This is a genomic window from Ruegeria sp. B10 (assembly GCF_056539825.1).
Genome location: NZ_JBQFVP010000005.1, coordinates 85,599 through 110,944 on the forward strand (window position 1 = coordinate 85,599; position 25,346 = coordinate 110,944).

A 25,346-nucleotide genomic window follows, 5' to 3' on the forward strand; every position below is an offset into this window, starting at 1 on the left:
CGCGGCACAAGTAGGGCCTGCGCTCTGCATTCGGGCACCATATCTGTGCGCGGGTCGGGCTTGTGCCGAATCCTTCTGGCTTTAGGTTCAAGACAGCCAATCGAATCCGGAGCGTGCGAGAGATGCCCTCGACCAATAACTTTTCCACCTATGGCAGCGTGACCAAGACTTTCCACTGGTTGACCGCCCTGCTGATCCTGACCGCCCTGCCTTTGGGCTGGTTTGCCAATGATTTGGCGCATGCCATCTACGACCCGAACATCCCGACCAGCGAATCCGATATCGCGCGGGCCGCAACGCTGTTTTCCCTGCATAAAACGATCGGGGTCACCGTGTTCTTCGTGGCGCTGGCGCGTATCCTCTGGGCGCTGACCCAAACCAAACCCGGCCTGCTGAATGCCGACAATAAGCCCGAGGCTTTCGCAGCCGAAACCGTTCACTGGATGCTCTACGCTTCGCTTGTTCTGGTGCCCTTGACCGGCTGGATACACCACGCCGCGACCGAAGGCTTTGCGCCCATCTGGTGGCCCTTCGGCCAAAACCTGCCTTTCGTGCCCAAATCCCTCTATTTGTCCGAGGTGACGGCAAACCTGCATTGGCTGTTCATCTGGGTTCTTGCCGGGTCGCTGGCGCTGCACATCGCGGGCGCGCTGAAACATCATGTCGTGGACAAGGACAGCACCCTGCGGCGGATGCTACCCGGACGCGCTGCTGCGCCCGAGCCTCCGGCCCAGCACCACTCACCCGTACCTGCATTTGCAGCCCTGGCCATCTGGGGTGCCGTTCTGGTCGGTGGCTGGTCCATCGGAGTGTTCGAGGATCACGCAAAAGGCGCCGTGGACGCGGCCGAGCTTGGCGATGTGCAATCCGACTGGAACGTCGAAGAAGGCACATTGTCGATTACAATCTCGCAGTTGGGCAGCCCCGTCACCGGCAGCTTCGGCGAATGGACGGCCGCAATCGCGTTTGAGGACCCCGCCCAACCGGGCCCTGCGGGATCGGTGGATGTGACCATCGCCATCGCGTCGCTCAGCCTAGGGACGGTCACGGGCCAAGCCATGGGCGCTGATTTCTTCGACAGCGCGCAATTCCCAACGGCCCAGTTCAAAGCTGACCTGTTCAAAACAGATTCAGGCTACGAGGCCCGAGGCCCCCTGACCATCCGAGACAAATCGGTGGACATCGTACTACCTTTCTCCCTGCAACTCGAGGACAACACGGCAACCATGTCCGGCACATTGGTGCTGAACCGCATGGCGTTCGATGTGGGCACATCCCAACCGACCGAGGAGTCTCTGGGCTTCAACGTTACGGTCTCCGTTGACCTGACGGCGAAACGTTCTGAATAAAAAAGAAAACGCCGGGGGTTTTGGCCCCCGGCGGTTGTGATCCAAAGGATCAGCACAGATTTACTCGGCTTTCTGAGCCTCGACAGAGATCTGCACCTGAACTTCATCGCTCACGAAGGGCGCGAACTGACCCAGGTCGAACTCGCTGCGCACCAGCGTCGTAGTTGCGTCGAAGCCAGCCCAAGGCTTGTTTGCCATCGGGTGGTTGTCAGCCTTGTTCAACTTGGCATCCAGAACGACCGATTTGGTAACGCCGTTCATGGTCAGGTCACCGGTGATGTTTGCGGTGTTTTCGCCGGTCACTTCGATCGAGGTCGAGGTGAACGTAATCAGGTCCCCTTCGGCGGCGCCAAAGAAATCCTCGGTCATGAAGTGATCTTCACGCGGCTTCCAGCCTGTGAACATCTCTAGAACCGGCATGGAGACCGAAACGCTCGACGCGGCAGGATCTTCCTGATCGAACATGATCTCGCCTTCAAAGCCCGAGAACATGCCGTAAGTGGTCGAGAAACCAAGGTGATCGTAGCTGAAAAGCACCTGGCTATGGCTAGAGTCCAGAACGTATTTTTCGGCGCTGGCGAAAGCAGTGGTTGCCGTGAGGGCAAGCGCGGCAGCAAGGAGGGTGGATTTCATGACTGTCTCCGGGTTTGTGGACTATTCGCAAACATAGTGCGTTTGCTCGGAAACAAAAATGTGCTGCCCAAGGGCAGCACACAAGTCTTTTTGATTCACAATTTCTGTGCTTGGTTGAACAGAATAAATCTCAGGCGAAAATTGTTACACTTTGGCTGAGTTGCCCTTTCAGTGCTCGGCTGACATCCGCCGATTGCAGTGGCAGTTTCATCAGCAGGCTGCCGTCAACATCGAACAACTGCACCTCGTCATCCTCGAACTTTGCACCACCCAGGCTGTCATAGCTGCGACGCAGAACGGTCTGAGGGCGTCCGTTTTCATTCTTCTGCAGCACGCGTACCTCGCGGCGGATCGGATCAAAATAGGCATCCGGGCGGCTGTCCATCACTTCGATCGTCAACAGGCTTACGCCAACGATCAAAAACACCATCGAGGCCACCATTTTGATCGGCCAAACCTCGGCTCCCAACATCGAACCGGGCATCAGCCACATCGAAAAGGCGGAAACGATCAGGAAGGCTCCGACGGCGCGCGCCAGAACCAGCCGTGCTTGCCAGTTCGCTTTGAACGTGATCATGACCGGAACGGAATGCTCAAAGCTCGTACCCGTCGCTTTATTGTCGAGCGTATTTGTCTGAATCGCGGTCATAACATCCATACCCTTATTAAGGTTACCGTCGTAAGTCTGTGCTATCCGGTTATTTCCGGGTTGCTTATCAACTTCGGGGCGAAAAGCGTCAGGAATTGGGCGCAGCAGTGGAAATTGGGCGACTTCACAGAGGCATATGTGGCAGGGCTTGCCCCGCCCGCTCAAACGTGTATACGAAGCCATCCTTCGCAGGAGATATGAATCGCGCAGCCTCTCGTGGCAGGGTCGCGAAGGACCAGATGGCCCCGCCTTTGAAATGCGCCTTGATATAAACAGGAGTGCACATGCCACTGTATGAGCATGTAATGATCGCGCGTCAGGATCTGTCCAACGCGCAGGCAGAAAGCCTTGTCGAACATTTCGGCACCGTTCTGGCTGACAACGGCGGCAACGTCGTCGAAAGCGAGTACTGGGGCGTCAAGACGATGGCTTACAAGATCAACAAGAACCGCAAAGGCCACTACGCCTTCCTGAAAACCGATGCCCCCTCGGGTGCGGTTCAGGAAATGGAACGCCTGATGCGCCTGCATGATGACGTTATGCGCGTTCTGACCATCAAGGTCGACGAGCATGCCGAGGGCCCCTCGGTCCAGATGCAGAAGCGCGATGAGCGCGAAGGCCGCCGCGAGCGCCGCTGATCAACGCCTGACGAAAGGACACAAACCATGGCCGCAAAACCATTTTTCCGCCGCCGCAAGGTCTGCCCGTTCTCGGGTGAGAACGCGCCGAAAATCGACTACAAAGACACCCGTCTGCTGCAGCGCTACATCTCTGAGCGTGGCAAGATCGTACCTTCGCGCATCACCGCCGTTTCGGCGAAAAAGCAGCGTGAACTGGCCCGTGCTATCAAGCGCGCCCGCTTCCTCGCCCTGCTGCCCTACGCTGTGAAGTAAGGAGAGACTGACATGCAAGTTATCCTTCTGGAACGCGTTGCGAAACTGGGTCAAATGGGCGACGTCGTCGACGTCAAGCCCGGCTACGCCCGCAACTTCCTGCTGCCCCAAGGCAAAGCCCTGAGCGCATCGAACGCCAACATCGCGTCGTTCGAAGCCCAGAAAGCACAGCTGGAAGCGCGCAACCTGGAAACCAAAAAAGAAGCTGAAGCGCTGGCTGAAAAGCTGGACGGTCAGCAGTTCATCGTGATTCGCTCGGCATCGGATGCTGGCGCTCTGTACGGCTCGGTCACCCCGCGTGACGCCGCAGACGCTGCGACCGAAGCAGGCTTCACCGTCGACAAGAAACAAGTCGTTCTGGTCGCTCCGATCAAAGAACTGGGCCTGCACGCGGTTGCAGTTCGCCTGCACCCCGAGGTTGAAGTCGAGATCAAGATGAACGTTGCTCGTTCGGAAGAAGAAGCCGAGCTGCAGGCATCGGGCAAATCGATTCAGGAACTGGCTGCTGAAGAAGAAGCCGCTGCTGAATTCGAAATCGCCGAACTGTTTGACGACATCGGCTCGGCCGCGTCGGAAGACGAAGATCTGGCGCCCGAGGCCGCTCCGGCTGACGAAGACGAAGCCAAAGCCTGATCTGGCTGACGCAACAAGATTGAAGGGCTGCGCCACTCGCGCGGCCCTTTTTCGTATCGGAACCAGCAAAATTCAGCCAAATTTTAAAGCTAAGGTTGCGACAAGACCCGTGATCCATATGATCGCCGCCTGAAGTTCGGAGTAGTTTGATGGCCCTATTCTCTCGTCGCAGCATCATCGCTTTCCTTGCCCTGTCTGCCCTCGCCGCGTGCAGCGGTGCCGAGGTTTCACGCGGTGACCCCGATCCCTTCGATCCGCCGCTCTACCCCAACGAAACGCCCGAGCTGAGGGCCTCTATCAACAAATGGGCCGATCACTACGAACTCCCCCGAGAGCTGGTCCACAAACTTGCGATCCGCGAAAGCACGCACCGGCCATGGGCTGTAAACCGGCCGTATTACGGGCTTTTGCAGATCTTACCCGCTACCGCACGTTCGATGGGATACAAGGGAAATGCCCAAGGTTTGCTGGATGCAGACACAAATCTTGAATATGCAGGCAAGTACCTGAAAGGTGCTTGGATGCTGGCGGACGGAGATCAACAACGCGCGATTTTCCTTTACGCCAAAGGGTTTTACCCCGAAGCAAAGGCGCGCGGCATGCTTGTCGAAACAGGGCTACGACCCGCACCCTAGGCCCTGTGCGCTGTTAGCAGTTTGGGCAAAATAGTGACAAAAATGCTCTATAGCCTGAAACAACACGCCAAAAGCTTAGACATTTCCTGCATTGACTTGTCATGTTTTGAATTATGTGATGTCCTGATTGCCGTGAGGTAAGTTGGGTTCCACTCTAGGTAAATTGCAAGTCTGGCCTCACCACCGGACTTCAAGATAAGCCGCAGGTCGTAGGCGAAAGATGGAGATCGTTGATCTGAGCACTCTGCCGGACTCGGAAACTCGGTACACCGAGTTTCTGAAGCAGGTGTGCGAAAAACACGATATGGATCACGCCGCCTACGCTGGTATGAACCCTGCTGCGGGTAAAGTTGCTGGCTTCGTGACCTATGATGATGCCTGGAACGAGCACTATCAAAAGCAGGGTCTGGTCATGATTGACCCGACACTTCACATGGCAAAACGCAGCATCGCCCCCGTTGATTGGAGCCGCCTGGAACGCAGCCCCGACTTCCAACGCGTTTTCCGCGACGCACATGATTTTGGCTTGTCCAATCAAGGCGTTACTATACCGGTTCGCGGCCCTTACGGAGATATTGGGTTCCTGAGCGCGACGCGGGATTGCTCCAAAGAAGAATGGCGCAAGCTGTATACCCATGTGATCAGCGATCTGCAGTCCATGGCCGTGCATATCCATGACAACGTGGTGACCTCGGATGAGCTGACAGGTGCGCTTTATCACCCGAACCTCTCGACCCGCGAGGCCGAGATCCTGCAATGGGTCGCGGCAGGGAAATCTCAGCAAGATATCGGCGACATTCTGTCGATCTCGCACCGCACGGTTGAGGTTCATCTGCGCTCCAGCCGCGAAAAACTCAGCGCTTTGACGACGCCTCAGGCCGTTGGGCGGGCGATCGCGATCGGGCTTATCACCCCGGGATAAACACAAAAATCACACAATTCGGTCAAAATACGGGAAACCCCCAATAGAAATCTCTCTTCAAACGAGTAACGATCGGTTTACCGAACAACCACTCGAAGGGGGAAACCATGATCATCGTAGTAGATGGGCTGAACAGACACCAATTCAGCGACGTCCTTGACGAAATGTTTGAACTGCGCGCGCGCGTTTTCAGCGAGCGCTTGGGCTGGGACGTCAAAATCGAAGACGGCAAAGAAATCGATGAATTCGATCATCTTGATCCTGCATACGTAATCGGACTCGACGACGGGGGGAATGTCGTCGCAGCCGTGCGTGCCCTGCAGACCACCGGACCGCACATGTTGTCGGACGTTTTCTCGGCCATCCTTGACGGCGAACCTCCGATCCGCAGCGCGACAATGTGGGAATCCACCCGCTTCTGCGTCGACACCCAACGGCTGAATCGCGGCAAAGATAAGAACTCGGTATCTTACGCAACCTGTGAGCTGATGATCGGTTCGCTGGAATATGCGAAGAACGCCGGTATTCAGGACATCATCACTGTGATTGACCCGATCATGGATCGGGTGCTGAAACGGTCGAACTGTGCGCCCTATGACTATGTGGGTAAAACCGTGCCGATGGGCAAAGTCTCGGCCCTTGCCGCCCTTCTGGATTGCACCGATGAACGTATCGACGCCATTCGGGACTTTGCAGGCATCAAAACCGATGTCTTCCTGGAAGAAGACAAGGCGCTCGAGCTGTTCAACAGCAAGAATCTGGTTGATCAGAACCCTGCAAATCGCGACCACAAGCCGCTCACAGAGCTTGAGAAATACTTTGTGGAGCAGATGAACGCAGCGCGAACCGAGGCCGAACGGCAAGATGTTCTGAGGCTCATCGAGACGCTCTCCAACACCTTCACGCCAGAGCAGAAGACTGCTCTGCTACATACCCCCCGTGCTTTTGCTCATGAGGCCTGACCCCCTCACCTCATAGTACAAAGCCACCCTAGCGGAGTCGCCCTGATCAGGCGGCTCCGCTTCTATTTTGGCGCCCCGAAAGGGGGGAAGAGGATTATTCCTCTTCCAGTGCCTCAACGGCTTTTTGCAGGTCGTCCTTGCTGACTTCTTTGTCAGACACCTGAGCCAGTTCGAACACGTAGTCGACGACCTTGTCTTCGAAGATCGGCGCGCGCAGCTGCTGCTGCATCTGTGCGTTCTGCTGAACGAACTCAAAGAACTGACGCTCTTGCCCCGGGTACTGACGCGCCTGGTTCATGATCGCTTGGGTCATCTCGGCGTCGGTGACTTCAACCTCGGCCTTCTGACCCAGCTCGGCCAGCAGCAGACCCAGACGCACGCGGCGTTCAGCCAGTTTGTTGTGCTCATCCGAAGGCTCGATCTCGCCGTGGTCGTGGCCTTCCACATCCGGGTTTTCCTCGTGGAACAGCTGGTGTGCGATTTGCTTGGCTTCGGCTTCAACCAGCGACGGAGGCAGGTCGAACGACACTTTGGTGTCCAGCGCGTCGAGCAGACCACGCTTCATGACAGCGCGTGCGGCACCAACATATTCGGCTTCCAGACGCTCGGAGATCTGGCCCTTCAAAGCTTCCAGATCCTCGGCACCGAATTTGGTTGCCAGCTCGTCGTTGATCTCGGCTGCAACCGGCTCTTTCACTTCTTTGATGGTACAGGTGAAGACAGCGTCTTTACCGGCCAGATGCTCGGCACCGTATTCCTCGGGGAAGGTAACGTTGACGTCTTTTTCTTCCTCGGCTTTCACACCAACCAGTTGCTCTTCGAAACCAGGGATGAAGCTGTTGGAGCCCAGAACCAGCGGGTAGTCTTCGGCCGAGCCACCTTCGAATTCTTCGCCATCAACCTTGCCGACAAAGTCGAACACGATCTGGTCGCCGTCCTTGGCTTTCGAACCCTTACGGCGCGCTTTGAAGTCCTGCGCGGTTTCGGCCAAGTTGTTCAGCGCTTCTTCAACGGCTGCGTCGTCCGCTTTGACAACCAGCTTTTCCAGCTCAACCGATTTCAGGTCGACCTCGGGGATTTCAGGCAGCGCCTCATAGGACATTGCGACCTCGACATCGTCGCCTTCTTTCCAGTCCTCGTTGGTCATCTTGACCTCGGGCTGCAGCGCAGGGCGGTCGCCGCTGTCTTCAAAGTGCTTGTTCATCGCACCGTCGATGGTCTCCTGCATGGCTTCGCCCAGCAGACGCTGGCCAAACTGCTTTTTCAGCAGCGCCATCGGCACCTTGCCTTTGCGGAAACCCTTCATCTCGACTTCGGGCTGCGCTTCGGTCAGTTTCTCGTTGACCTTGTCGTCCAGCTCGGCTGCGGTCACAACGATGTTGTAGCCGCGTTTCAGACCTTCGTTCAGCGTCTCGGTAACCTGCATTATGGTAGTCCCCATAGGATTCGGGGCGCGCAAAACGGCGCGCCGGGCAAATTTGACGCCTTCTATTTGCCCAGCCGTCCACGTGCAAGGGGGCAATGCCCGGATCACCCCGGTTTTACCCTATTCAACAGCAAAAAAACGCCCCAGCTGGAACCGGAGCGTTTTTTGAAACATCTATCGCTGATCAGAACTGCCAGCGCGCGCCCAAGACCCAAGCTTCGTTCTTGTCGAACGACGTCCCATCTTCGAAATCGTGGTTGCGGTATTTCAGGTAGGCATCCGTGTTGATCGAGTCGATCCGCTGCACGACAGCGATACCCCATGCTTTGGTGTCCGACCCATCATTGTTGAAATCTGACCCATTGTAGTAGTCGATGCCCACACCGGTTTTACCCCAGGCCACCCAGTCGCCCTCGTAGGCAATTTTTGCGTACCAGAAGCTTGGATCCGATGCGCCACTTGCGGTGTCGTCCCGCGACCCTGCAGCAGCCGTGAAGCTGAACCCGCTGGGCAGCAGAACCGAGGCAGATCCTATGGTATCCTTGCGCTCTCCCGATACATTGTCGAAGTCTCGCACTGCATAGGCCACGCTGGCAGCAAACTCGACGCCACCGGCAAAGGTGTTGTTATACGCGATCGCAAAGTCGTAATACGTGTCATCGTCGCTGCTCGAGAGCGCGTTTTCACCATAGGCGACAGCTGCACTGAACCCGTTGAAGTCAGTCGTATCGTACCTCACGCGCGTCCGGCGGCCACCGTCAAAGTTGCTGCTGGAGTCACCGACCGTAATGTCGCTGAGTACCCCATCGGTTCCGCGATAGAAGAAGCCCGAGTTTTCATCGTTGGTGAACGAATAGAGCGCCGTTCCAACATAAGACAGGTCCGTCTCAGCCGCCCCGTCTGAAGCCATGCTGCCCTGCCCCGCCGAGAACTTGCCGTAGCCGCCCTTCAGAGCGAAATCCACGTGACGGATATCTTCCCGCGTCCAACCGCTGAAATCCGTACCCAGCTGGTTCCATTCGCTCGAGTTTGGCAGTCCTAGTCCGGTTTCGAGCCGAAACGTAAACTCGTTGTCACCGTAAGGCTGCATAAGGCGCAAGCCGACACGGCTGTTGGACAGGTCGTTGTCCAGCAAACGTGTCTCGGTGTCTTGTCCGTCGTCAACTGAGATCAGCGCCGGGTTGAACTGTCCGTAGAGCTCTACATATCCGCCGCTATTGTTTTCGTATTTCAGCTCAGCCGCAGCTGGAATGGCCGTGGTCGCCGCCAAAAGCGCCGCAACAGACGAGGTTTTCAGGTTAAGGGTCATGTCACTCACCTTGAAAGGGTTTGTTATTAGGTCTTGCTCACATGCTCACCACACCGAGCCGTTCCAATGGGACGCGCCCTACGCTGAAAGAAGGTGACGAATCCGCAACAGAATACCTTGGCGCAATCAAGATAAGTTGTTTTAATTCAATCATCTAACTGCCTTCCCGCAAAAACAACGGGCTGCCCCCAAGAAAAATCTGACAGCTTCTCATGAGCGCAGCAAATAGCCGCTATGCGCACAGGGAAATTCCTGTAACGAACGCGCGATCAGATGTGATTTTCGCATCCCGGTCGCGCAAGACGCACTTACATATTCATACACTTAAAAACATCAGGCAAGGCCTCAGGCAGATCTTCAGCGATTAATCCGGGACCGAACTGGCGCGCGCATTCCACGTGAAGCCACGCCGCCGTCTCCGCCGCGCCCATCGCGTCGAACCCCCGAGCCAATAATCCGGTGATGAAACCGGCTAACACATCCCCGGACCCGGCCGTCGCCAGCCAAGGGGCCGCGCGCTCATACTGCGCCGAATGAACCGAACACCGCCCGTCCGGGGCGGCGATCACCGTATCTGGCCCTTTGAACAGCACCACACAGCCCGCACGCTTTGCAGCCTCACGCGTTGCATCCACCTTAGAAAAGGCAGGACCTCGGGTCGATCGGGCCGAGAGCTTCTCGGCAATATCAGGAAACAGCCGCGCAAACTCGCCGCCGTGAGGCGTCAGAACACACGCCTCACGCAGCTGAGCGAACAAGGCCGAGGGGTCTTCGGCAAATGCCGTCAGCGAGTCCGCGTCCAACACCGTCGCGCGCTTCGCCGCGAGGGCAACAGGTACTAGATCCACCGCCCGCTCGACGCCCAGTCCAGGGCCAAGACACAAAGCGTTAAGTCGATGATCCTTTAGAATGTCGCGCAGGTCGTCGCCCACTTCGACCCGCTTCATCATAAGGGCCGTGATCTGAGAGGCCACCTCCACCTGCGCTGAGGGCGGCACACCCAGTGTCACCAAACCTGCCCCAATCCGTAACGCCCCCCGTCCCGAAAGTCGCGCGGCTCCGGTTTTTCCAAACCCACCCGTCAGAATCAAAGCATGCCCATGCGCGTATTTGTGGCCTGGCGCTCCCTTCCCTAACTCCTCGCCAGACGGCTGCTGAACCGCCGTCACCACCTCGGGCGCGCTCGGCTCACCCTTAAGCCCGATATCCTTGACGACCAGCTTCCCGCAATAGGACGCCCCATCCTCCAGCACATGCCCAAGTTTGCGCGAATGAAACGTGACCGTCAGGGCCGAGCGGGCACAGCGCCGGCCATGTGCCGGAAACGCACCCCCCAAAACCATTCCTGAGTCTGAACAAAGCCCCGAGGGCAGATCAATCGCAACCGTCCGCGGCGGCACGATTTCTGTACCGCGCCCCTGTCGCCGCAAAGCCCAGGCATCTGCTGCATCATCATGCGACCAAAGGCGTTCCCAAAGCGCAGCATCGTCGATTGGCCGCGCCAACCCTGTCCCAAACAGCGCATCAATCGACACATCCGGGTAGTGCAAATCCTCGCCCCCCAAATCCGCCGCCGCGCGTGTTGGTCCACCCCACCGCTCATAGTTCGTCCGCGCGTCCTCAGGCAGTTTTGACGGGTCGCCAAACAAGACCACCTCAACCGCCCACCCCAGCTGTCGAAGCAGCCGCGCGACCACAAACCCATCGCCGCCATTGTTCCCGGGTCCGCACAGAACCAAGGCACGCAAGGGATCCTCTTCATCTGGCTCTAAATTTCCCGGGGAGCTCGAGGGGCTGGCCCCTCGATCCCTCAGCTCCGGCCATTCCTCGAAGATCGCGTCCACAACGCCCTGACCGGCGCGCTCCATCAGCTCCAGCCCGGTCACCTCGCCCGAGTCGATAGCCGCCCGTTCCAGCGCACCCATCTGCGCAGCCGTCAGCAAATCAACCATCTCAAATCCTCACGCGATTCAATTTCGATTACTTTTTGTGCAAACCGATCAAAATTTGACCATGCGCCTTTTTTCAATGCACCAGATCACGCCGAAGCGCGCAATCGGATTGCTGCATCCCTTTAGACGTGATCACTGCACCTCAGACAACCATGCAAGGTGAGCCGGAATGAAAAAGATCGAAGCGATCATCAAGCCGTTCAAACTGGACGAAGTGAAAGAGGCACTGCAGGACGTTGGCGTCCAGGGTCTCAGCGTGATCGAAGTCAAAGGCTTTGGCCGCCAGAAAGGTCACACCGAGCTGTATCGCGGCGCGGAATATGTCGTCGACTTTCTGCCCAAAGTAAAAGTTGAGGTCGTACTCGACGACGATCAGGTTGACGCCGCGATCGAAGCCATCGTCTCGGCCGCGAAAACCGACAAGATCGGTGACGGCAAGATCTTTGTCTCACCTGTCGAGCAAGCCATTCGCATCCGTACCGGCGAGACCGGTTCGGAAGCCCTGTAACACACACATCTTCAACCCAGAGGAATCAAGAGAATGAGCAAGGACGCAGTTCTTCAGCTGATCAAGGAAGAAGGCGCAGAGTACGTCGACATCCGTTTCACCGACCCGCGCGGCAAGCTTCAGCACGTGACCATCATGGCCGACCAGGTCGATGAAGACTTCCTGGAAGAAGGCTTCATGTTCGACGGTTCGTCCATTGCGGGCTGGAAGTCGATCGAAGCGTCGGACATGAAACTGATGCCCGACACCGAAAGCGCCTATGTCGACCCGTTCTATGCGGAAAAGACCATCTGCTTGCACTGCTCGATTGTTGAGCCCGACACCGGCGAAGCCTATGAGCGTGATCCTCGCGGCACCGCTCAGAAAGCTGAAGCATACCTGAAATCCTCGGGTATCGGTGATGTCGCCTACATGGGCCCCGAAGCCGAATTCTTCCTGTTCGATGACGTCCGTTTCTCAAACAGTATCAATAAGGTATCATACGAAGTTGATGCAACTGATGCGTCGTGGAATACTGACACCGAGTACGAGATGGGCAACATGGGCCATCGTCCGGGCGTCAAGGGCGGCTACTTCCCCGTGAACCCAGTTGACGAAGCACAAGACCTGCGTTCGGAAATGCTGTCGACTATGAAGCGTCTGGGCATGAAAGTGGACAAGCACCACCACGAGGTTGCGTCCTGTCAGCACGAGCTGGGCCTGATCTTTGACAGCCTGACCAAGCAAGCTGACGAGTTGCAGAAGTACAAATACGTCATCCACAACGTTGCACATGCCTACGGCAAATCGGCCACCTTCATGCCGAAGCCTATCGCAGGTGACAACGGCACCGGCATGCACGTGAACATGTCGATCTGGAAAGACGGCAAGCCTCTGTTCGCTGGCGACAAATACGCCGACCTGTCGGACGAAGCACTGTACTTCATTGGCGGTGTTTTGAAGCACGCGAAAACCCTGAACGCCTTCACCAACCCTTCGACCAACAGCTACAAGCGTCTGATCCCGGGCTTCGAAGCACCTGTTCTGCGCGCCTACTCGGCTCGTAACCGTTCGGGTTGTGTCCGTATTCCGTGGACCGAGAGCCCGAAAGCCAAGCGCGTTGAGGCCCGTTTCCCGGATCCATCTGCGAACCCCTACCTGGCGTTTGCCGCACTGCTGATGGCTGGTCTGGACGGCATCAAGAACAAGATCGATCCGGGCGAAGCCATGGACAAGAACCTGTACGATCTGCCTGCTGAAGAACTGGCCGACATCCCGACCGTTTGCGGCTCGCTGCGTGAGGCTCTGGAAGCTCTGGCATCCGATCACGACTTCCTGCTGCAGGGCGACGTGTTCACCAAAGACCAGATCGACGGCTACATCGCACTGAAGATGGAAGAGGTCGAAACCTACGAGCACACACCGCACCCGGTAGAATACGGCATGTACTACAGCTGCTAAGCCGGTTGCAGACCTACCATTCCAAGGGCGTCCATTCGGGCGCCCTTGTCTCATCTGGCGTGATCTTTCAAACTGACAGTCAAAACAGGTTGGGAGAGAGCGCATGTCACCCGATGACCCGTTCGCGCAATTCACCGAATATGTGACCTCGGCGGAACAGCTGGAACGCATCACCGGCGCGCCATTGCCTCAGATCATCGCAAAGGAACTGTCGGCTCTGGATCAGATGTGCCGGGACTTCATCGACAGGTCCACATTCTGCCTGATAGCATCAGCCAACCCGGACGGGTATCTCGATATCTCGCCGCGTGGCGATCCCGAAGGCTTCGTGCATGTCATCTCGGATAAAATGCTCGCTATCCCTGACCGACCCGGCAACAAACGCGTCGATACCTTTCACAACGTTCTGAAAGACCCACGCGTCAGTGTGATCTTCTTCGTCCCCGGCAAGATGGAGACGCTGCGCCTTCGCGGTATGGCGCGTATCTGTGCCGATGAAACGCTCTTGAGGACCATGGCCATCAAAGGCAAAGCGCCCAAGCTGGCGCTGCTGGTCCATGTCGAAACCGCCTTTGCCCACTGCCCCAAATGCGTCATCCGCTCCAACCTCTGGCAGCCGGAGAACTGGCCTGACTCCTCAGACCTGCCGAATATGAACGCGATGATGGTCAAACACGCCAAGATCGATAAAACCCCCGATGAATGGTTCGAAGACCTCAAGCAAGCAGGCGAGTTGGACCTGTATTAAACCCTTTGCGAAGCAAGGGCTGGCGTTTAGCCTTAATGCATATTGTATGAGGGAATTGACCTGATGTTGCGCATTCTAACCCTGACGCTCGCCCTGTCTGCACCGACGCTTGGTCTCGCGGCCCCCTGTGGGAACACCAGTGCCGGGTTCGAGGCCTGGAAAGCTGATTTTGCCAAGCAGGCCAAGAAATCCGGGGTAAAGAAGAAGGGTCTGCAAGCCCTAGCACAGACGCAATATGCGACCGGAACCATTGCCGCGGATCGCAACCAGAAAAGCTTCAAATACTCGCTGGATAAATTCATGCGCGTGCGCGGGGCCGATACCATCGTTGCGCAGGGACGCAAACGTAAGGCAAGAAACCCGGAATTCTATGCCGCGTTGGAACGCCAATATGGAGTTCCAGCAGGGGTTCTGATTGCCATTCACGGTATGGAAACCGGCTTTGGGGGTTTTATGGGCGACAGTCAGGTTGTGTCAGCAATAACCACTCTGGCCTATGATTGTCGCCGATCCGAGTTCTTCATTCCTCACGCAATTGGGGCACTGAAGCTGGTCGATCAAGGCAGTATTACCATGGCGACAAAAGGGGCAAAACATGGCGAGTTGGGCCATACTCAGTTTCTACCCGGCAACGCGCTGACCTATGGTGTCGATGCCACTGGGGACCGGCGTGTCGACTTCTACAACATGACGGACGCGCTGGCCTCAACCGCCAATTTCCTGCGCAAGAAAGGCTGGAAACCCGGTCGCGGCTACCAGCCGGGGCAACCCAATTTCAAGGTTATCCAGCAGTGGAACGCCGCCTCGGTCTACCAGCAATCTATCGCGATAATGGCCGCCCGAATCGATGGATAGCCTGGCCGCGATCCCGCCGCGCACCCCTCACAGTTCAGCCACAATATCGCCATAGTTGCACGGAAAAAGCCTCAATCGCTTGGTTTCCAAAGCGTAGTCAATCCATCTGAATTTCGATTTTTTTGTAATTTCGTCAAATTCTGCCCCACATCGCGCTTTAGAATGCTGCCCAAGACGACTTGCGGCAAAGGAATGCGCAGTGACCAAAAAGCACAGCTATCATGGCGGCTTGCAGTTTGCAGGCGACACCGACGGCGCGGTCGAGCGTTTCGGAACTATTGTCGCCGCAACTCTGGAAGATTACGGCCACCTCGTTGAGCGCAAGGCCCTGCTGAGCAACACAGAGGCCAGCATCGTCTGCAGCCAGTATCTCGTGCGATTGACGCTCGAGACCGAGGAGCTGCAGCCCGACGACCGGCATGAGCGTCTGGACCGTGCTGCCGGCCTGAAGACCCTGGTCAGGCCGTCTGCATCGCGTCCTCGCAACCGTTTGGTTATCAACATCTCCCCAGTGTCCCCCTTGCTGGATGATTCCGAAATCTCGGAGTTGATGCTGGTGGTTATCTTGTATCGCATGGTCGACATCTGCTCATCCCAGCGGGTGGAGTGGCTGTCGCCTCATACGGTTCTGACAGTCGAGCAGTTCATGAGCGCCTTTGACACGCTCGCGCCGACCAAACCCAGAAATCGCAAACAGATCTTTCAGTCGGTCAGCGGACAGTTTGCAGGGTTGAACTATCCGGAACCCGAAGAGCCCGAGATTGCCAAACCTGCCCCCCGCCCCATCCAACTGACCGATGAGCAATTGCTGAGCATCGCCTTTCGAACCGAAGATGACCCGGTGGCGCAAGCGACACCTGATCCGCAAGAGGACACGTCCGACCGCCCCAGCGACGCCCTGCGTCTGAGCAGCTGGTGCCTGACGGGTGTCGTCGCCAGCATGTCCGCTCCGATTGCTGTGTCGATGGCCGCGGTCAACCTGATCCGGGGTGAGGATTTCCGCCTGAACACTCAGGTTCTGGTCTTTACCTTTGCCATCGTGGCGCTGAACGCCAGCAACGCCTTTGCCGATGTCGCCACCGCGCTCGGCATGTAACCCAACTACCGAAGACCCTCCTTGGAGGCCCCGCCGTCAGGCGGGGTTTTCCATTTCTGGCATCTGGTTTGCGGCCAAAACATAGGTATGGATCGAAAACACCACTGCGCGCGTTTCCGGCAGGCGCAGAAGGGTCTGACGTTCGCTACGCAAATATGGGGCGCGACCATGATCTCGGATTGCACGCCGATCGCTGGCGCTACGGGGCTGGTGCAACTCGGGGTCGTCATACCAGAGGGCATTGAACCGCCAGAGCGGTCGGCCCGGCTGTATCCCGTCAAACAGACGCTGCACGCGACGGGCAATATTGTCATCATAGCTGTCCACGGGCACATGAATTCCAACCAACGGCCGCATGAACTTTTCGCGCAAAAGCCAACTTGCTGGAAAGCACAAGATCGCACCGGTCAGAACATGCTCATCCCCGTGCTTCTGGAGGATGCAGAAATCCTCTTGCACCAGATTGCACAGCGTATCCAACGGGTTTGCAAAATCAATCGGCACACGAATACCGTCCGGGCGCAAAGCGCAGTCAGTCGCCTCTGGGTAGGTTTGACGCAGCACAAGCTGTAACAACTCCTGTGCGGCTGGCTCCGCCTCGGTGGACAGGGACAGAACATCGTCCCGCTGGTTTTTCAACAAGGTAGCGCGGTGCGCCATCTGCGCAGCGAAGGCATCGTCCTGATGCAACCATTCCGGCATATCGGTGGGCTGAATGCCTGGCAAGGCACGGGTTTGGCTAGGGTCGTACGGGATACTAGACTGTAAAATGGCAACCATGCCATCCACTTATCATTAGCCTGACCGACTGTCGGCAAAAAAGCGACCAAGAATCCGTCGTATTCTTCTGGGACACCCCAGACAGAAGTTTGATACCTCTCGGGTGAACCAGCAGAGGCCAGTCATGAACCAGCATTACCGCGACACGCGCAAAATTGACCCGACCCGAGGCGCAACGCTCGGCGATGGTACGCCGAATGACAATGACCGAATCGAAATCGGACCCACCCAGCTTGCCTTTGAGGAATGGGCCGCAGCCGGGCTGGCCCTGCCCAACCTTGAGCGTATGCGCGAGCATCGCTGGAAGCGTCTGACCCAAGCCATCGTGGATCGCGGTTATGGCGGGCTTCTGATTTTTGACCCGCTCAACATCCGCTATGCAACCGACAGCACGAACATGCAGCTGTGGAACACCCACAACCCATTCCGCGCCGTTCTGCTGTGCGCTGACGGGTATATGGTGATCTGGGACTACAAGAACTCACCCTTCCTGTCCGAATTCAACCCGCTGGTGCGCGAACAGCGCTCTGGCGCGGACCTGTTTTATTTCGACCGAGGCGACAAGGTGGATGTCGCAGCGGATGTGTTCTCGAACGAGGTGCGGATCCTGATCGAGGAACATAGCGGCGGCAACAAGCGTCTGGCCGTCGACAAGATCATGCTGCACGGTCTGCGCGCGCTTGAGGCGCAGGGATTCGAGGTGATGGAAGGCGAAGAGCTGACCGAGAAAACCCGGGCCATCAAAGGTCCGGATGAGATTCTGGCCATGCGCTGCGCCAGCCACGCCTGCGAAACAGCCGTGGCCGAGATGGAGAAATTCGCCCGCGCCAATGTGGGGAACGGCAAGACCTCGGAAGATGACATCTGGGCGGTTTTACACGCCGAGAACATCCGTCGCGGTGGCGAGTGGATTGAAACCCGCCTGCTGGCTTCGGGTCAGCGCACCAATCCGTGGTTCCAGGAGTGCGGCCCACGCATCACGCAACAGAACGAGATCATCGCTTTTGATACCGATCTGGTCGGTTCATACGGGATCTGCATCGATATCTCACGCACATGGTGGATCGGTGACCAGAAGCCGCGCCCGGACATGATTTACGCCATGCAGCACGCGCATGAGCATATCATGACCAACATGGAGATGCTGAAACCCGGCGTCATGATCCCTGAACTTACCGCCAATGCACACAAGCTGGATGACAAGTTCCAGGCCCAGAAATACGGCTGCCTGATGCATGGAGTCGGCTTGTGCGATGAATGGCCTCTGGTCGCTTATCCGGACAAAGCGGTCGCGGGCGCTTATGACTACGCGCTCGAACCTGGCATGGTCCTGTGCGTCGAGGCCGCTGTTGGTGAGGTCGGCGGGGACTTTTCGATCAAGCTGGAAGATCAGGTTCTGATCACCGAAGACGGCTATGAGAACCTGACCAAATACCCGTTTGATGCCCGCTTGATGGGCCTGGAGTAAGCACTCAGTCCGGCCAGGTCGAGCGCCGGACATTCCCGTGCCAATCCTCGGATGGAAGGGCGGCTTCGACACTGGTCGGGGTCGCCCTTTCCCAATTCTGACCCAGTGAAAAGCCCAATACCCCGCTGAGCGCGATAAGGATCAGCAGATCAGCGCGGAGGTTAGGCTGGCGCGGGGTGCATGCCGTATGTGTCATCTCGGTCTCCTTGTCTTGCTTGGTGTGACAGCTGCAAGATGGGGGGAAGAGATCAATTATGAAAACGAATATTTGATGTGTGTATCATCACATTTCGTGAATACCGAAATATTCACTGGTTTTTGCTCACCTTCCCGTGACGCTTCCTACAATGGGGTTGAGACATCCGGCACAACTGCACACTATTGATCCCATACCGAAATCCAAGGAACTGCCATGCCCACCGAACGCATCACTTTTGCCGGTCACGACGGCGGCCGTCTGGCCGCGCGACTCGACCTGCCGGAAGGACCCGTCCTGGCGACCGCTCTGTTTGCGCATTGCTTCACCTGCTCAAAGGACATTCCTGCCGCGCGTCGGATCTCGGCCCGTTTGGCGGCAATGGGCATTGCCGTTTTGCGTTTTGATTTCACAGGACTGGGCCATTCCGAGGGCGAGTTCGCAAATACAACCTTCACCTCGAATGTCGAAGACCTGATCGCGGCCGCGCACTACCTTGTGGGCCGAGACATGGCCCCTGCATTGCTGATCGGGCATTCGCTGGGGGGCGCTGCGGTTCTGCGCGCGCGGGCGGGCATTCCTTCGGTCAAGGCGGTGGTAACGCTTGGGGCACCAGCCGATCCGGGACACGTCTCGCACCATTTCGAACAGGCTCTGCCCGAGATCGAACAAGAAGGAAGCGCCGAGGTTTCTCTGGGCGGTCGCCCCTTCCGCATCGGCAAGGCCTTTGTCGATGATATTTCGGAGGCTGCGCTGAACCCCTCAGTTGCCGACCTCAAGGCCGCACTTTTGATCTTGCACGCGCCGCGGGATGAAACGGTGAGCATCGACAATGCCAGCGCCCTGTTTCTGGCGGCCAAACACCCTAAAAGCTTCGTGACCCTCGACAATGCCGATCACCTTATCACGCGGGCAAGCGATGCCGAATATGCCGCTGACGTCATTTCTGCATGGGTGTCGCGCTATATCGACCTCCGCCCGCCAGCGCCGCCTCCAGGTGCACCCGAAGGTGTTGTCCGAGTGACCGAGGCCGATCCCAATGGCTTCCTGCAGGATATCCAGGCCGGGCCGCGCCATCACGTCGTCGCGGATGAGCCCGCCTCATACGGTGGCACGGATCGGGGCATGTCGCCCTACGGCTTTGTCTCGTCTGGGCTTGGGGCGTGTACGTCGATGACGATCCGCATGTATGCGCGGCGCAAGAAGTGGCCGCTGACCAGCGTGTCGGTCGATGTGTGTCACAATAAGGTCCACGCGCAGGATGCTGGGCTTAACGGGGACGCCAAGGTCGATCTGTTCCGCCGCAAGATTCGGCTTGAGGGGCCTCTGGATCAGGCCCAGCGCGACCGTCTTCTGGAAATCGCCGACAAATGCCCGGTGCATCGCACGTTGGAGGGTTCGGCACATATCACGACCGAACTCCTCCCCTGAGCCTGACGATTCTCAGCCCCGACGAGGCGCGGGCCGATGGATCGGAGGCCGTGCTGCTGGCGGCCGCGCAACCGGAGGCCGTGGGCGCGCCGGAGGCTTCGCGATCGGCGGCGTCGGACGTGCCGGAGGTCTATTGACCGGCGGTCGGTCCGGCCTGTCCGGACGGTCGATATCGATATCCACATCCACGTCGTGATAGTAATCGTTCCACAGCATCGAGTCGTAGAAGGGATCATAACCATATCCGACGCCTACCCCCACGCTGACGCCATTACAGGCCGCCAGAGTCAGGCTTGAAATCCCTAGACCCAACACAAGAACGGATCGCTTCATCAGTTTACGTGTCATCTGAGCCCCCTATTGCAAAGACCGGAACGACGCGAACACGGCGTTCAGATCATCCACATAGGCAGGATCGGCCCCGTTCCGCAGGATCGTCACGGCAATCGCAACGCGCCCACGGGGCAGATCAATAATGGTGGCAGTGAAACTCACCCCTCCGTCTCGCGTGCCGGTGCCCCGGATCACCTTGGCGGGCAGCCCTGCAATCCGAGTGTCGCTGGTGCTGCTGACCGTTGGATCATTCACCAGAAACTTGTCGATATCATCCAGATACCGCAAACCGTCCTGAATACTGGACACTCCGGCCGGCGAGACAAAGCCCATCCAGACCGAGTCATCCGTGACCGGCTTAAAACCCATCACACGCGCCACCGCGCGGGGGTCGCCCAGCTCCGTGTCTTCAATGTCGCGTGGCCCGCCTGTACGCAGCACCCAGAAATCCGGCACCGCAAAGCTGAAGAGCGCACGCCCGGCGTCGGTATAAGTCACCGGAGTATCTGCGGCAGCTGGCACAGCCGCCCCGACCCAAAGGGCCGCGCAGGCCGCCAGAGCCGTCTTTAAACGAATACGCATATCTCAATTGCCTAATTATTTCACTGACCGCAGATTGGCCCGCCACGGTCGCTCTTGTCCAGCACCGCCTTGCCTGGAAAAGAAAAAACCCGCGCCTCGGATCTCGGGGCGCGGGTTAGAATTTCAGCAGGCTCAGGCGCTTAGCTGCGCGCGTCTCCAACCAGTTTCCAGACGGCGGGGATCAGCAGGGCTGCAAGACCCAGCTTGATTGCATCGCCCAGCAGGAACGGTGTCAGACCCCATTCCAGGATCGGCTTGTCCCAACCGTAGAGCTGACCCAGCCACAGCAGGCCCGGTACGTAGATCAGAACGTTGGCCAGCAAAAGCGCCAGTGCCAGTTTGGTAACCGAGCGGTCCCAGCCCCGCGCGGCCAGAGCGCCCAGCAGAACGGTCGCCATCAGGTAACCGACAAGGTAGCCGCCGGTGCCGCCCATCATGTAGGTCAGACCGAATTTCTCGGCCGAGGAACCTGCGAATACGTCAAAGCCCAGCGCGCCGACCAGCAGATAGCCCAGCATGGTGATCAGACCCAGACGCGCGCCATAGGCGGTGCCGATGGTCAGGACGGCAAAGGTGCCCATGGTGATCGGAACAGGCCACATCGGCACTTTGATTTTCGCGGCAACCGCCAGGGCCACGATGCCCAGAACGACCAGTACAACCTGCTTTACAAGCAGCGCCGTCCCTTCACGCGGGCCAAACGCATTGGCCAGAACGTTTACATTCATCTTAACTTCTCCCAATTCGGACCAAGATTTCTGCACCAGCAATGCCTTGTCAGCGCTCAAACTGCAACATGATTACGCTACCGCAGCATAGTCTGTGGTCATTTCGTAGGATTTTCGCGGCCCATTCACCGTCCATTGCACCGACCAGCGGGGCCAGTCGTGGAAATCATAGACCGCATCGTAACTGTCAGGCGCACAATCATGGTGGTCCGACGCGTTTTGCTCGCCCAGCGTCAAGGCATGGAAAAACCGCCCGTCGTCGAAATGGATCAACACGCGATGTCCACCGTCGCGCCATAAATACTTGCGGGTTCCTTTCATCGGAGGCTGGCCGGGGATGCTGAGCGTCACCTCTTCGGTGTAGATCAGCCCGTCCTCGGATCGCAGCAGCTGGGCCTCTCCCTCAGCCTGCACGACCTGCCCGGCCCGCGCATCGTGGATCGTGCGCGTCAGGCGCCAGCGCCCTTCGAAATCGGACAATGTTGTCGGTGCAGTCGTCATTTTCAATATCCCGGCCAGATCGCCGCAATCGGGCACTCATGCCTTGTTCCCATACGCCTGCGGCGTTAAACCCCGCCGCAACGCTCTCTGCCAAATCACAATAAGGTCCTGCTGCCAATGATTCCCCGTTATTCCCGCCCCGAGATGGTTGCCATCTGGTCGCCCGAAACCAAGTTCCGCATCTGGTACGAGATCGAGGCGCATGCCTGCGAAGCCATGGCTGATCTGGGCGTGATCCCGCGTGAAAACGCCGACGCGGTGTGGAAAGCCAAGGACGTGGAATTCGACGTGGCTCGCATTGATGAAATCGAGGCCGTCACCAAGCACGACGTCATCGCCTTCCTGACTCACCTGGCCGAGCATGTGGGCAGCGAAGAAGCCCGCTTTGTTCATCAGGGCATGACTAGCTCAGACGTTCTGGACACCTGCTTCAATGTACAGCTGACCCGCGCCGCCGATATTCTGATCGCAGACCTCGAAGGCCTGCTGGCAGCCCTGAAACGCCGCGCCATCGAACACAAAGACACGGTTCGCATCGGCCGCAGCCACGGCATCCACGCCGAGCCGACAACGATGGGCCTAACCTTTGCCCGTTTCTATGCCGAGATGGACCGCAACCTGTCTCGTATGCGTGACGCGCGCGCCGAAATCGCCACCGGCGCGATCAGCGGCGCGGTTGGCACCTTCGCCAATATCGACCCGCGCGTCGAAGAGCATGTGTGCGACCAGTTGGGTCTGGTGCCCGAGCCGATCAGCACTCAGGTCATCCCGCGTGATCGCCACGCGGCCTTCTTTGCCACTCTGGGCGTCATCGCCAGCAGCATCGAGAACATCGCCATCGAAATCCGTCACATGCAGCGGACCGAGGTTCTTGAGGCCGAAGAGTTCTTCTCGAAGGGCCAAAAGGGCTCCTCGGCGATGCCCCACAAGCGCAACCCGGTTCTGACCGAAAACCTGACCGGTCTGGCCCGTCTTGTCCGCATGGCCGTCGTACCCGCGATGGAGAACGTGGCCCTGTGGCATGAGCGTGACATCTCGCATTCGTCGGTCGAGCGGAATATTGGCCCTGATACCACCGTTACTCTGGATTTCGCACTGTCGCGCCTGACCAGCGTGGTCGACAAGCTGGTCGTTTACCCGGAAAACATGCTGGCCAACATGAACAAGTTCCGTGGTTTGGTCATGAGCCAGCGCGTGCTGCTGGCCCTCACCCAAGCCGGTGTCAGCCGCGAGGATGCCTACCGTCTGGTTCAGCGTAACGCGATGAAGGTTTGGGAAGAAGGCAAGGACTTCAAAACCGAACTTCTGGGTGATGCCGAGGTCACCGCCGCCCTCAGCGTGGAAGAGATCGAAGAGAAATTCGATCTGGGCTACCACACCAAGCATGTCGACACGATTTTCGAGCGTGTCTTCGGCGAATAAACCATCCTAGAAAAGCGCCCGGCCCCTCATCAACCGGGCGCTTTTTGCATCATCACGCACTTCGTGAACAAAAATTCTGTCTGCTTTGTGAATAAATCGAAAAGCTCCGGTGTTAGCTTTTTTGAAGATCACACTATGATTTCAATGAGCAGACCTGACCACGGAGTTAAAACTATGCGCATTCTTCTTGCATCCGCGATTGCACTGACCTCTTTCGCCTTTTCCCCCATCGCTGCCCACGCGGCCGGTGGCGGCGGTGCCAATCCCCCCAAGCCCACCAACACGACCAAGAAATGCCTGTTCGGTCGGGTCTGGAGCGAAGACCGCGGGCGCTGCGTCAAACCGAGTGCTACGAATTTCACCGATGAGGACCTCTATGAGGCCGTGCGTGAGCTGGCCTATGATGGTCAGTTGGAAAACGCCCAGAACATCCTGCGCGTCATGAGCGATCAAAGTGATGACCGCGTTCTGACCTACTGGGGATTCACGCACCGCAAGATGGGCAACATTGAGCTGGCGAATGCCTATTACGAGCAGGCCATCGCAACAAACCCCGATAACCTTCTGGCGCGCAGCTACATGGCTCAGGGTTTTGTGGTCGAAGGGAAAACCGATCTGGCCATCGCCCAATGGCGCGAAATCAAGGCCCGTGGCGGCGAAGGCACCTGGGCCGAGGCGTCTCTGCGCGAGGCCATCAAGACCGGGCTGACCTATAACTACTGAGGTTCAACCTTTCTTTACCTGATTCCCGCTAACCTGCCTGTGGAACAGAACTTTGGCACCGCAGGCAGATGCAGGACATGAATACTTTGGTTCAGGTGGCCCCGGGGGCTCAGCCCTCGGGCGCAGGTCAGGCGGACGACGCGCCCCGCGTCGTCCCACGCACACTCAGCAATCGTCAAAAGGCCGCTATCGTGGTGCGTCTGTTGCTGAATGAAGGGGCGGATATTCCACTTGAGGAACTGCCCGACGAATTGCAGGAAACACTCACGCATCAACTGGGTCAGATGGGTCTTGTGGACCGTGTGACGCTGGATGCCGTGGCGCAGGAGTTCGGCGATGCGCTGGATAGCGTTGGCCTGTCTTTCCCCCATGGCCTTGCGGGGGCGCTGGATGCGGTGAACGGCAAGATTGCCCCGGCCACAGCAGCGAGACTCCGCAAGATCGCCGGAGTTCGTCAGATCGGCGATCCATGGCAACGACTGCGAGAGATTTCGGCCGAAGATCTGGCCCAGATGGCACAGGCAGAAAGCACCGAGGTGGCCGCCGTGATGCTGTCCAAGCTCGACACGGCCAAAGCCGCGCAATTGCTGGGGCACCTGCCCGGCCCCATTGCGCGACGCATCACCTATGCTATCTCCAAAACGGCCAATGTGACCCCTGAAGCGGTGGAACGGATCGGCTGGTCGCTGGCTGCTCAACTGGATCAACGCCCGTCGCAGGCGTTTTCCGATGGCCCCGGTGCGCGCGTTGGGGCGATCCTGAACCAGTCGGCGGCCTCGACCCGTGATGGGTTGCTGACGGCCCTGAACGAAGAGGACGCTGAATTCGCAGACATTGTGCGTCAATCCATCTTCACTTTCGCGCATATCCCGGCCCGTATCGCCGCGCGCGATGTGCACGCCATTCTGCGCGGGGTCGAACAAGCCAGCCTTGTCACCGCGTTGGCGGGGGCCGCTGCCGATAAAGACAAGGCGTCAGTCGAGTTCATCCTGTCCAGCATCTCTTCCCGTATGGCCGACAATCTGCGCGACGAAATGGCTGAACGCGGGCGCGTCAAACAGTCCGAGGCCGAAGAGGCCATGACCGAGATCGTAGGCGCAATTCGCGCCTTGGTAGACGATGGCACGCTGACATTGGTCGAGCCGGAAGAAGACGAAGACTGACCTCAACCG

29 protein-coding genes are annotated in these 25,346 nt (G+C 58.0%); 17 read left to right on the forward strand and 12 right to left on the reverse strand.

Annotated features, from left to right (window positions below):
* Positions 1–122: 122 nt before the first annotated feature.
* Positions 123–1,349 carry a cytochrome b/b6 domain-containing protein gene (locus ACR0J4_RS08390; RefSeq protein ID WP_170640802.1) on the forward strand — a complete coding sequence of 409 codons (1,227 nt, stop codon included), beginning with the start codon at positions 123–125 and terminating at the stop codon, positions 1,347–1,349.
* Between the two features lie 60 nt (positions 1,350–1,409).
* Here the strand turns inward: ACR0J4_RS08390 and ACR0J4_RS08395 are convergent, their stop codons facing one another.
* The 3 genes from ACR0J4_RS08395 to ACR0J4_RS08405 all read right to left on the reverse strand — a co-directional run bounded on the left by ACR0J4_RS08395 (position 1,410) and on the right by ACR0J4_RS08405 (position 2,917).
* Positions 1,410–1,982, reverse strand: a complete 573-nt coding sequence (locus tag ACR0J4_RS08395) for a YceI family protein (protein WP_170374040.1) — start codon at positions 1,980–1,982, stop codon at positions 1,410–1,412.
* A 130-nt stretch (positions 1,983–2,112) separates the two neighbouring features.
* A complete protein-coding gene (locus tag ACR0J4_RS08400) occupies positions 2,113–2,631 on the reverse strand; it encodes a hypothetical protein (protein WP_170553073.1) in 519 nt (172 codons plus the stop codon).
* A gap of 124 nt (positions 2,632–2,755) precedes the next feature.
* Positions 2,756–2,917: a hypothetical protein gene (locus ACR0J4_RS08405; protein WP_480668363.1), complete on the reverse strand. Its 162-nt coding sequence runs from the start codon at positions 2,915–2,917 to the stop codon at positions 2,756–2,758.
* Here ACR0J4_RS08405 and rpsF point away from each other — a divergent pair.
* The 6 genes from rpsF to ACR0J4_RS08435 all read left to right on the forward strand — a co-directional run bounded on the left by rpsF (position 2,916) and on the right by ACR0J4_RS08435 (position 6,676).
* Positions 2,916–3,269, forward strand: coding sequence for a 30S ribosomal protein S6 (gene rpsF / locus ACR0J4_RS08410; RefSeq protein WP_068332653.1), 354 nt, complete (start codon positions 2,916–2,918; stop codon positions 3,267–3,269). The two genes, ACR0J4_RS08405 and rpsF, sit on opposite strands and share 2 nt — an antisense overlap.
* Positions 3,270–3,296: 27 nt before the next feature.
* Entirely contained in the window at positions 3,297–3,524 is a 228-nt protein-coding gene (gene rpsR, locus ACR0J4_RS08415) for a 30S ribosomal protein S18 (RefSeq protein ID WP_005608650.1), read from the forward strand.
* Positions 3,525–3,536: 12 nt separating this feature from the next.
* Positions 3,537–4,157, forward strand: coding sequence for a 50S ribosomal protein L9 (rplI, locus tag ACR0J4_RS08420; RefSeq protein ID WP_170640804.1), 621 nt, complete (start codon positions 3,537–3,539; stop codon positions 4,155–4,157).
* Positions 4,158–4,306: 149 nt separating this feature from the next.
* Positions 4,307–4,792, forward strand: coding sequence for a transglycosylase SLT domain-containing protein (locus ACR0J4_RS08425; RefSeq protein ID WP_170466117.1), 486 nt, complete (start codon positions 4,307–4,309; stop codon positions 4,790–4,792).
* 220 nt (positions 4,793–5,012) lie between these two features.
* Positions 5,013–5,714, forward strand: coding sequence for an autoinducer binding domain-containing protein (locus tag ACR0J4_RS08430; RefSeq protein ID WP_170374044.1), 702 nt, complete (start codon positions 5,013–5,015; stop codon positions 5,712–5,714).
* Between the two features lie 107 nt (positions 5,715–5,821).
* Positions 5,822–6,676, forward strand: a complete 855-nt coding sequence (locus tag ACR0J4_RS08435) for an acyl-homoserine-lactone synthase (protein WP_170553067.1) — start codon at positions 5,822–5,824, stop codon at positions 6,674–6,676.
* A 94-nt stretch (positions 6,677–6,770) separates the two neighbouring features.
* Here the strand turns inward: ACR0J4_RS08435 and tig are convergent, their stop codons facing one another.
* The 3 genes from tig to ACR0J4_RS08450 form a co-directional block, all read right to left on the reverse strand.
* Positions 6,771–8,102 (reverse strand): trigger factor, encoded by a 1,332-nt coding sequence (tig, locus tag ACR0J4_RS08440; RefSeq protein ID WP_170641371.1) that lies wholly within the window; start codon positions 8,100–8,102, stop codon positions 6,771–6,773.
* A 184-nt stretch (positions 8,103–8,286) separates the two neighbouring features.
* A complete protein-coding gene (locus tag ACR0J4_RS08445) occupies positions 8,287–9,411 on the reverse strand; it encodes a porin (protein WP_170640806.1) in 1,125 nt (374 codons plus the stop codon).
* Positions 9,412–9,719: 308 nt separating this feature from the next.
* Entirely contained in the window at positions 9,720–11,363 is a 1,644-nt protein-coding gene (locus tag ACR0J4_RS08450) for an NAD(P)H-hydrate dehydratase (protein ID WP_170640808.1), read from the reverse strand.
* A gap of 169 nt (positions 11,364–11,532) precedes the next feature.
* Here ACR0J4_RS08450 and ACR0J4_RS08455 point away from each other — a divergent pair, with 169 nt between their 5' ends.
* The 5 genes from ACR0J4_RS08455 to ACR0J4_RS08475 all read left to right on the forward strand — a co-directional run bounded on the left by ACR0J4_RS08455 (position 11,533) and on the right by ACR0J4_RS08475 (position 16,010).
* Positions 11,533–11,871: a P-II family nitrogen regulator gene (locus ACR0J4_RS08455; RefSeq protein ID WP_170325301.1), complete on the forward strand. Its 339-nt coding sequence runs from the start codon at positions 11,533–11,535 to the stop codon at positions 11,869–11,871.
* 33 nt (positions 11,872–11,904) lie between these two features.
* On the forward strand, positions 11,905–13,311 hold the full coding sequence (gene glnA / locus ACR0J4_RS08460; protein ID WP_170747372.1) for a type I glutamate--ammonia ligase: 1,407 nt from the start codon (positions 11,905–11,907) through the stop codon (positions 13,309–13,311).
* Positions 13,312–13,414: 103 nt separating this feature from the next.
* Positions 13,415–14,059 (forward strand): MSMEG_1061 family FMN-dependent PPOX-type flavoprotein, encoded by a 645-nt coding sequence (locus tag ACR0J4_RS08465; RefSeq protein WP_170640810.1) that lies wholly within the window; start codon positions 13,415–13,417, stop codon positions 14,057–14,059.
* 63 nt (positions 14,060–14,122) lie between these two features.
* Positions 14,123–14,914, forward strand: a complete 792-nt coding sequence (locus ACR0J4_RS08470) for a lytic murein transglycosylase (RefSeq protein WP_170553052.1) — start codon at positions 14,123–14,125, stop codon at positions 14,912–14,914.
* A 199-nt stretch (positions 14,915–15,113) separates the two neighbouring features.
* Positions 15,114–16,010, forward strand: coding sequence for a hypothetical protein (locus ACR0J4_RS08475; RefSeq protein WP_170640812.1), 897 nt, complete (start codon positions 15,114–15,116; stop codon positions 16,008–16,010).
* Positions 16,011–16,046: 36 nt separating this feature from the next.
* On the opposite strand, the gene ACR0J4_RS08480 is transcribed toward ACR0J4_RS08475, so the two are convergent.
* Positions 16,047–16,790, reverse strand: a complete 744-nt coding sequence (locus ACR0J4_RS08480) for a heme-dependent oxidative N-demethylase family protein (protein WP_170640814.1) — start codon at positions 16,788–16,790, stop codon at positions 16,047–16,049.
* A gap of 124 nt (positions 16,791–16,914) precedes the next feature.
* Between ACR0J4_RS08480 and dddP the strand changes: the two genes are divergently transcribed.
* Positions 16,915–18,258 (forward strand): dimethylsulfonioproprionate lyase DddP, encoded by a 1,344-nt coding sequence (gene dddP / locus ACR0J4_RS08485; protein ID WP_170553043.1) that lies wholly within the window; start codon positions 16,915–16,917, stop codon positions 18,256–18,258.
* A 4-nt stretch (positions 18,259–18,262) separates the two neighbouring features.
* Here the strand turns inward: dddP and ACR0J4_RS08490 are convergent, their stop codons facing one another.
* Positions 18,263–18,454: a hypothetical protein gene (locus ACR0J4_RS08490; RefSeq protein WP_170553041.1), complete on the reverse strand. Its 192-nt coding sequence runs from the start codon at positions 18,452–18,454 to the stop codon at positions 18,263–18,265.
* A 216-nt stretch (positions 18,455–18,670) separates the two neighbouring features.
* Here ACR0J4_RS08490 and ACR0J4_RS08495 point away from each other — a divergent pair, with 216 nt between their 5' ends.
* Positions 18,671–19,885, forward strand: a complete 1,215-nt coding sequence (locus ACR0J4_RS08495; RefSeq protein WP_170553038.1) for a bifunctional alpha/beta hydrolase/OsmC family protein — start codon at positions 18,671–18,673, stop codon at positions 19,883–19,885.
* Between the two features lie 12 nt (positions 19,886–19,897).
* On the opposite strand, the gene ACR0J4_RS08500 is transcribed toward ACR0J4_RS08495, so the two are convergent.
* From ACR0J4_RS08500 to ACR0J4_RS08515, 4 genes are all read right to left on the reverse strand, one after another.
* Positions 19,898–20,233: a hypothetical protein gene (locus ACR0J4_RS08500; RefSeq protein ID WP_170553034.1), complete on the reverse strand. Its 336-nt coding sequence runs from the start codon at positions 20,231–20,233 to the stop codon at positions 19,898–19,900.
* Positions 20,234–20,242: 9 nt separating this feature from the next.
* The gene (locus ACR0J4_RS08505; protein WP_170640816.1) at positions 20,243–20,800 is read right to left on the reverse strand and encodes a hypothetical protein; all 558 of its coding nucleotides are present in this window, start codon (positions 20,798–20,800) and stop codon (positions 20,243–20,245) included.
* A gap of 140 nt (positions 20,801–20,940) precedes the next feature.
* Positions 20,941–21,528, reverse strand: coding sequence for a biotin transporter BioY (locus ACR0J4_RS08510; protein ID WP_170553029.1), 588 nt, complete (start codon positions 21,526–21,528; stop codon positions 20,941–20,943).
* 72 nt (positions 21,529–21,600) lie between these two features.
* Positions 21,601–22,029: a DUF6314 family protein gene (locus tag ACR0J4_RS08515; protein ID WP_170640818.1), complete on the reverse strand. Its 429-nt coding sequence runs from the start codon at positions 22,027–22,029 to the stop codon at positions 21,601–21,603.
* A gap of 117 nt (positions 22,030–22,146) precedes the next feature.
* Between ACR0J4_RS08515 and purB the strand changes: the two genes are divergently transcribed.
* The 3 genes from purB to ACR0J4_RS08530 all read left to right on the forward strand — a co-directional run bounded on the left by purB (position 22,147) and on the right by ACR0J4_RS08530 (position 25,337).
* Positions 22,147–23,451 (forward strand): adenylosuccinate lyase, encoded by a 1,305-nt coding sequence (purB, locus tag ACR0J4_RS08520; RefSeq protein WP_170458892.1) that lies wholly within the window; start codon positions 22,147–22,149, stop codon positions 23,449–23,451.
* A gap of 174 nt (positions 23,452–23,625) precedes the next feature.
* Positions 23,626–24,174 (forward strand): tetratricopeptide repeat protein, encoded by a 549-nt coding sequence (locus tag ACR0J4_RS08525; protein ID WP_170641373.1) that lies wholly within the window; start codon positions 23,626–23,628, stop codon positions 24,172–24,174.
* 77 nt (positions 24,175–24,251) lie between these two features.
* The gene (locus ACR0J4_RS08530) at positions 24,252–25,337 is read left to right on the forward strand and encodes a flagellar motor switch protein FliG (protein ID WP_480668365.1); all 1,086 of its coding nucleotides are present in this window, start codon (positions 24,252–24,254) and stop codon (positions 25,335–25,337) included.
* Positions 25,338–25,346: the final 9 nt, after the last annotated feature.

Coding starts and splice junctions, on each gene's coding strand:
- ACR0J4_RS08480 (WP_170640814.1), bottom strand. CDS start 16,790: ATGGTTGCCATTTTACAGTCTAGTATCCCGTACGACCCTAGCCAAACC.
- ACR0J4_RS08465 (WP_170640810.1), top strand. CDS start 13,415: ATGTCACCCGATGACCCGTTCGCGCAATTCACCGAATATGTGACCTCG.
- ACR0J4_RS08525 (WP_170641373.1), top strand. CDS start 23,626: ATGCGCATTCTTCTTGCATCCGCGATTGCACTGACCTCTTTCGCCTTT.
- ACR0J4_RS08425 (WP_170466117.1), top strand. CDS start 4,307: ATGGCCCTATTCTCTCGTCGCAGCATCATCGCTTTCCTTGCCCTGTCT.
- rpsF (WP_068332653.1), top strand. CDS start 2,916: ATGCCACTGTATGAGCATGTAATGATCGCGCGTCAGGATCTGTCCAAC.
- ACR0J4_RS08450 (WP_170640808.1), bottom strand. CDS start 11,363: ATGGTTGATTTGCTGACGGCTGCGCAGATGGGTGCGCTGGAACGGGCG.
- ACR0J4_RS08430 (WP_170374044.1), top strand. CDS start 5,013: ATGGAGATCGTTGATCTGAGCACTCTGCCGGACTCGGAAACTCGGTAC.
- dddP (WP_170553043.1), top strand. CDS start 16,915: ATGAACCAGCATTACCGCGACACGCGCAAAATTGACCCGACCCGAGGC.
- ACR0J4_RS08455 (WP_170325301.1), top strand. CDS start 11,533: ATGAAAAAGATCGAAGCGATCATCAAGCCGTTCAAACTGGACGAAGTG.
- rplI (WP_170640804.1), top strand. CDS start 3,537: ATGCAAGTTATCCTTCTGGAACGCGTTGCGAAACTGGGTCAAATGGGC.
- ACR0J4_RS08490 (WP_170553041.1), bottom strand. CDS start 18,454: ATGACACATACGGCATGCACCCCGCGCCAGCCTAACCTCCGCGCTGAT.
- ACR0J4_RS08495 (WP_170553038.1), top strand. CDS start 18,671: ATGCCCACCGAACGCATCACTTTTGCCGGTCACGACGGCGGCCGTCTG.
- tig (WP_170641371.1), bottom strand. CDS start 8,102: ATGCAGGTTACCGAGACGCTGAACGAAGGTCTGAAACGCGGCTACAAC.
- ACR0J4_RS08515 (WP_170640818.1), bottom strand. CDS start 22,029: ATGACGACTGCACCGACAACATTGTCCGATTTCGAAGGGCGCTGGCGC.
- ACR0J4_RS08400 (WP_170553073.1), bottom strand. CDS start 2,631: ATGACCGCGATTCAGACAAATACGCTCGACAATAAAGCGACGGGTACG.
- ACR0J4_RS08530 (WP_480668365.1), top strand. CDS start 24,252: ATGAATACTTTGGTTCAGGTGGCCCCGGGGGCTCAGCCCTCGGGCGCA.
- ACR0J4_RS08435 (WP_170553067.1), top strand. CDS start 5,822: ATGATCATCGTAGTAGATGGGCTGAACAGACACCAATTCAGCGACGTC.
- ACR0J4_RS08470 (WP_170553052.1), top strand. CDS start 14,123: ATGTTGCGCATTCTAACCCTGACGCTCGCCCTGTCTGCACCGACGCTT.
- ACR0J4_RS08395 (WP_170374040.1), bottom strand. CDS start 1,982: ATGAAATCCACCCTCCTTGCTGCCGCGCTTGCCCTCACGGCAACCACT.
- purB (WP_170458892.1), top strand. CDS start 22,147: ATGATTCCCCGTTATTCCCGCCCCGAGATGGTTGCCATCTGGTCGCCC.
- rpsR (WP_005608650.1), top strand. CDS start 3,297: ATGGCCGCAAAACCATTTTTCCGCCGCCGCAAGGTCTGCCCGTTCTCG.
- glnA (WP_170747372.1), top strand. CDS start 11,905: ATGAGCAAGGACGCAGTTCTTCAGCTGATCAAGGAAGAAGGCGCAGAG.
- ACR0J4_RS08500 (WP_170553034.1), bottom strand. CDS start 20,233: ATGACACGTAAACTGATGAAGCGATCCGTTCTTGTGTTGGGTCTAGGG.
- ACR0J4_RS08510 (WP_170553029.1), bottom strand. CDS start 21,528: ATGAATGTAAACGTTCTGGCCAATGCGTTTGGCCCGCGTGAAGGGACG.
- ACR0J4_RS08505 (WP_170640816.1), bottom strand. CDS start 20,800: ATGCGTATTCGTTTAAAGACGGCTCTGGCGGCCTGCGCGGCCCTTTGG.
- ACR0J4_RS08445 (WP_170640806.1), bottom strand. CDS start 9,411: ATGACCCTTAACCTGAAAACCTCGTCTGTTGCGGCGCTTTTGGCGGCG.
- ACR0J4_RS08405 (WP_480668363.1), bottom strand. CDS start 2,917: ATGTGCACTCCTGTTTATATCAAGGCGCATTTCAAAGGCGGGGCCATC.
- ACR0J4_RS08390 (WP_170640802.1), top strand. CDS start 123: ATGCCCTCGACCAATAACTTTTCCACCTATGGCAGCGTGACCAAGACT.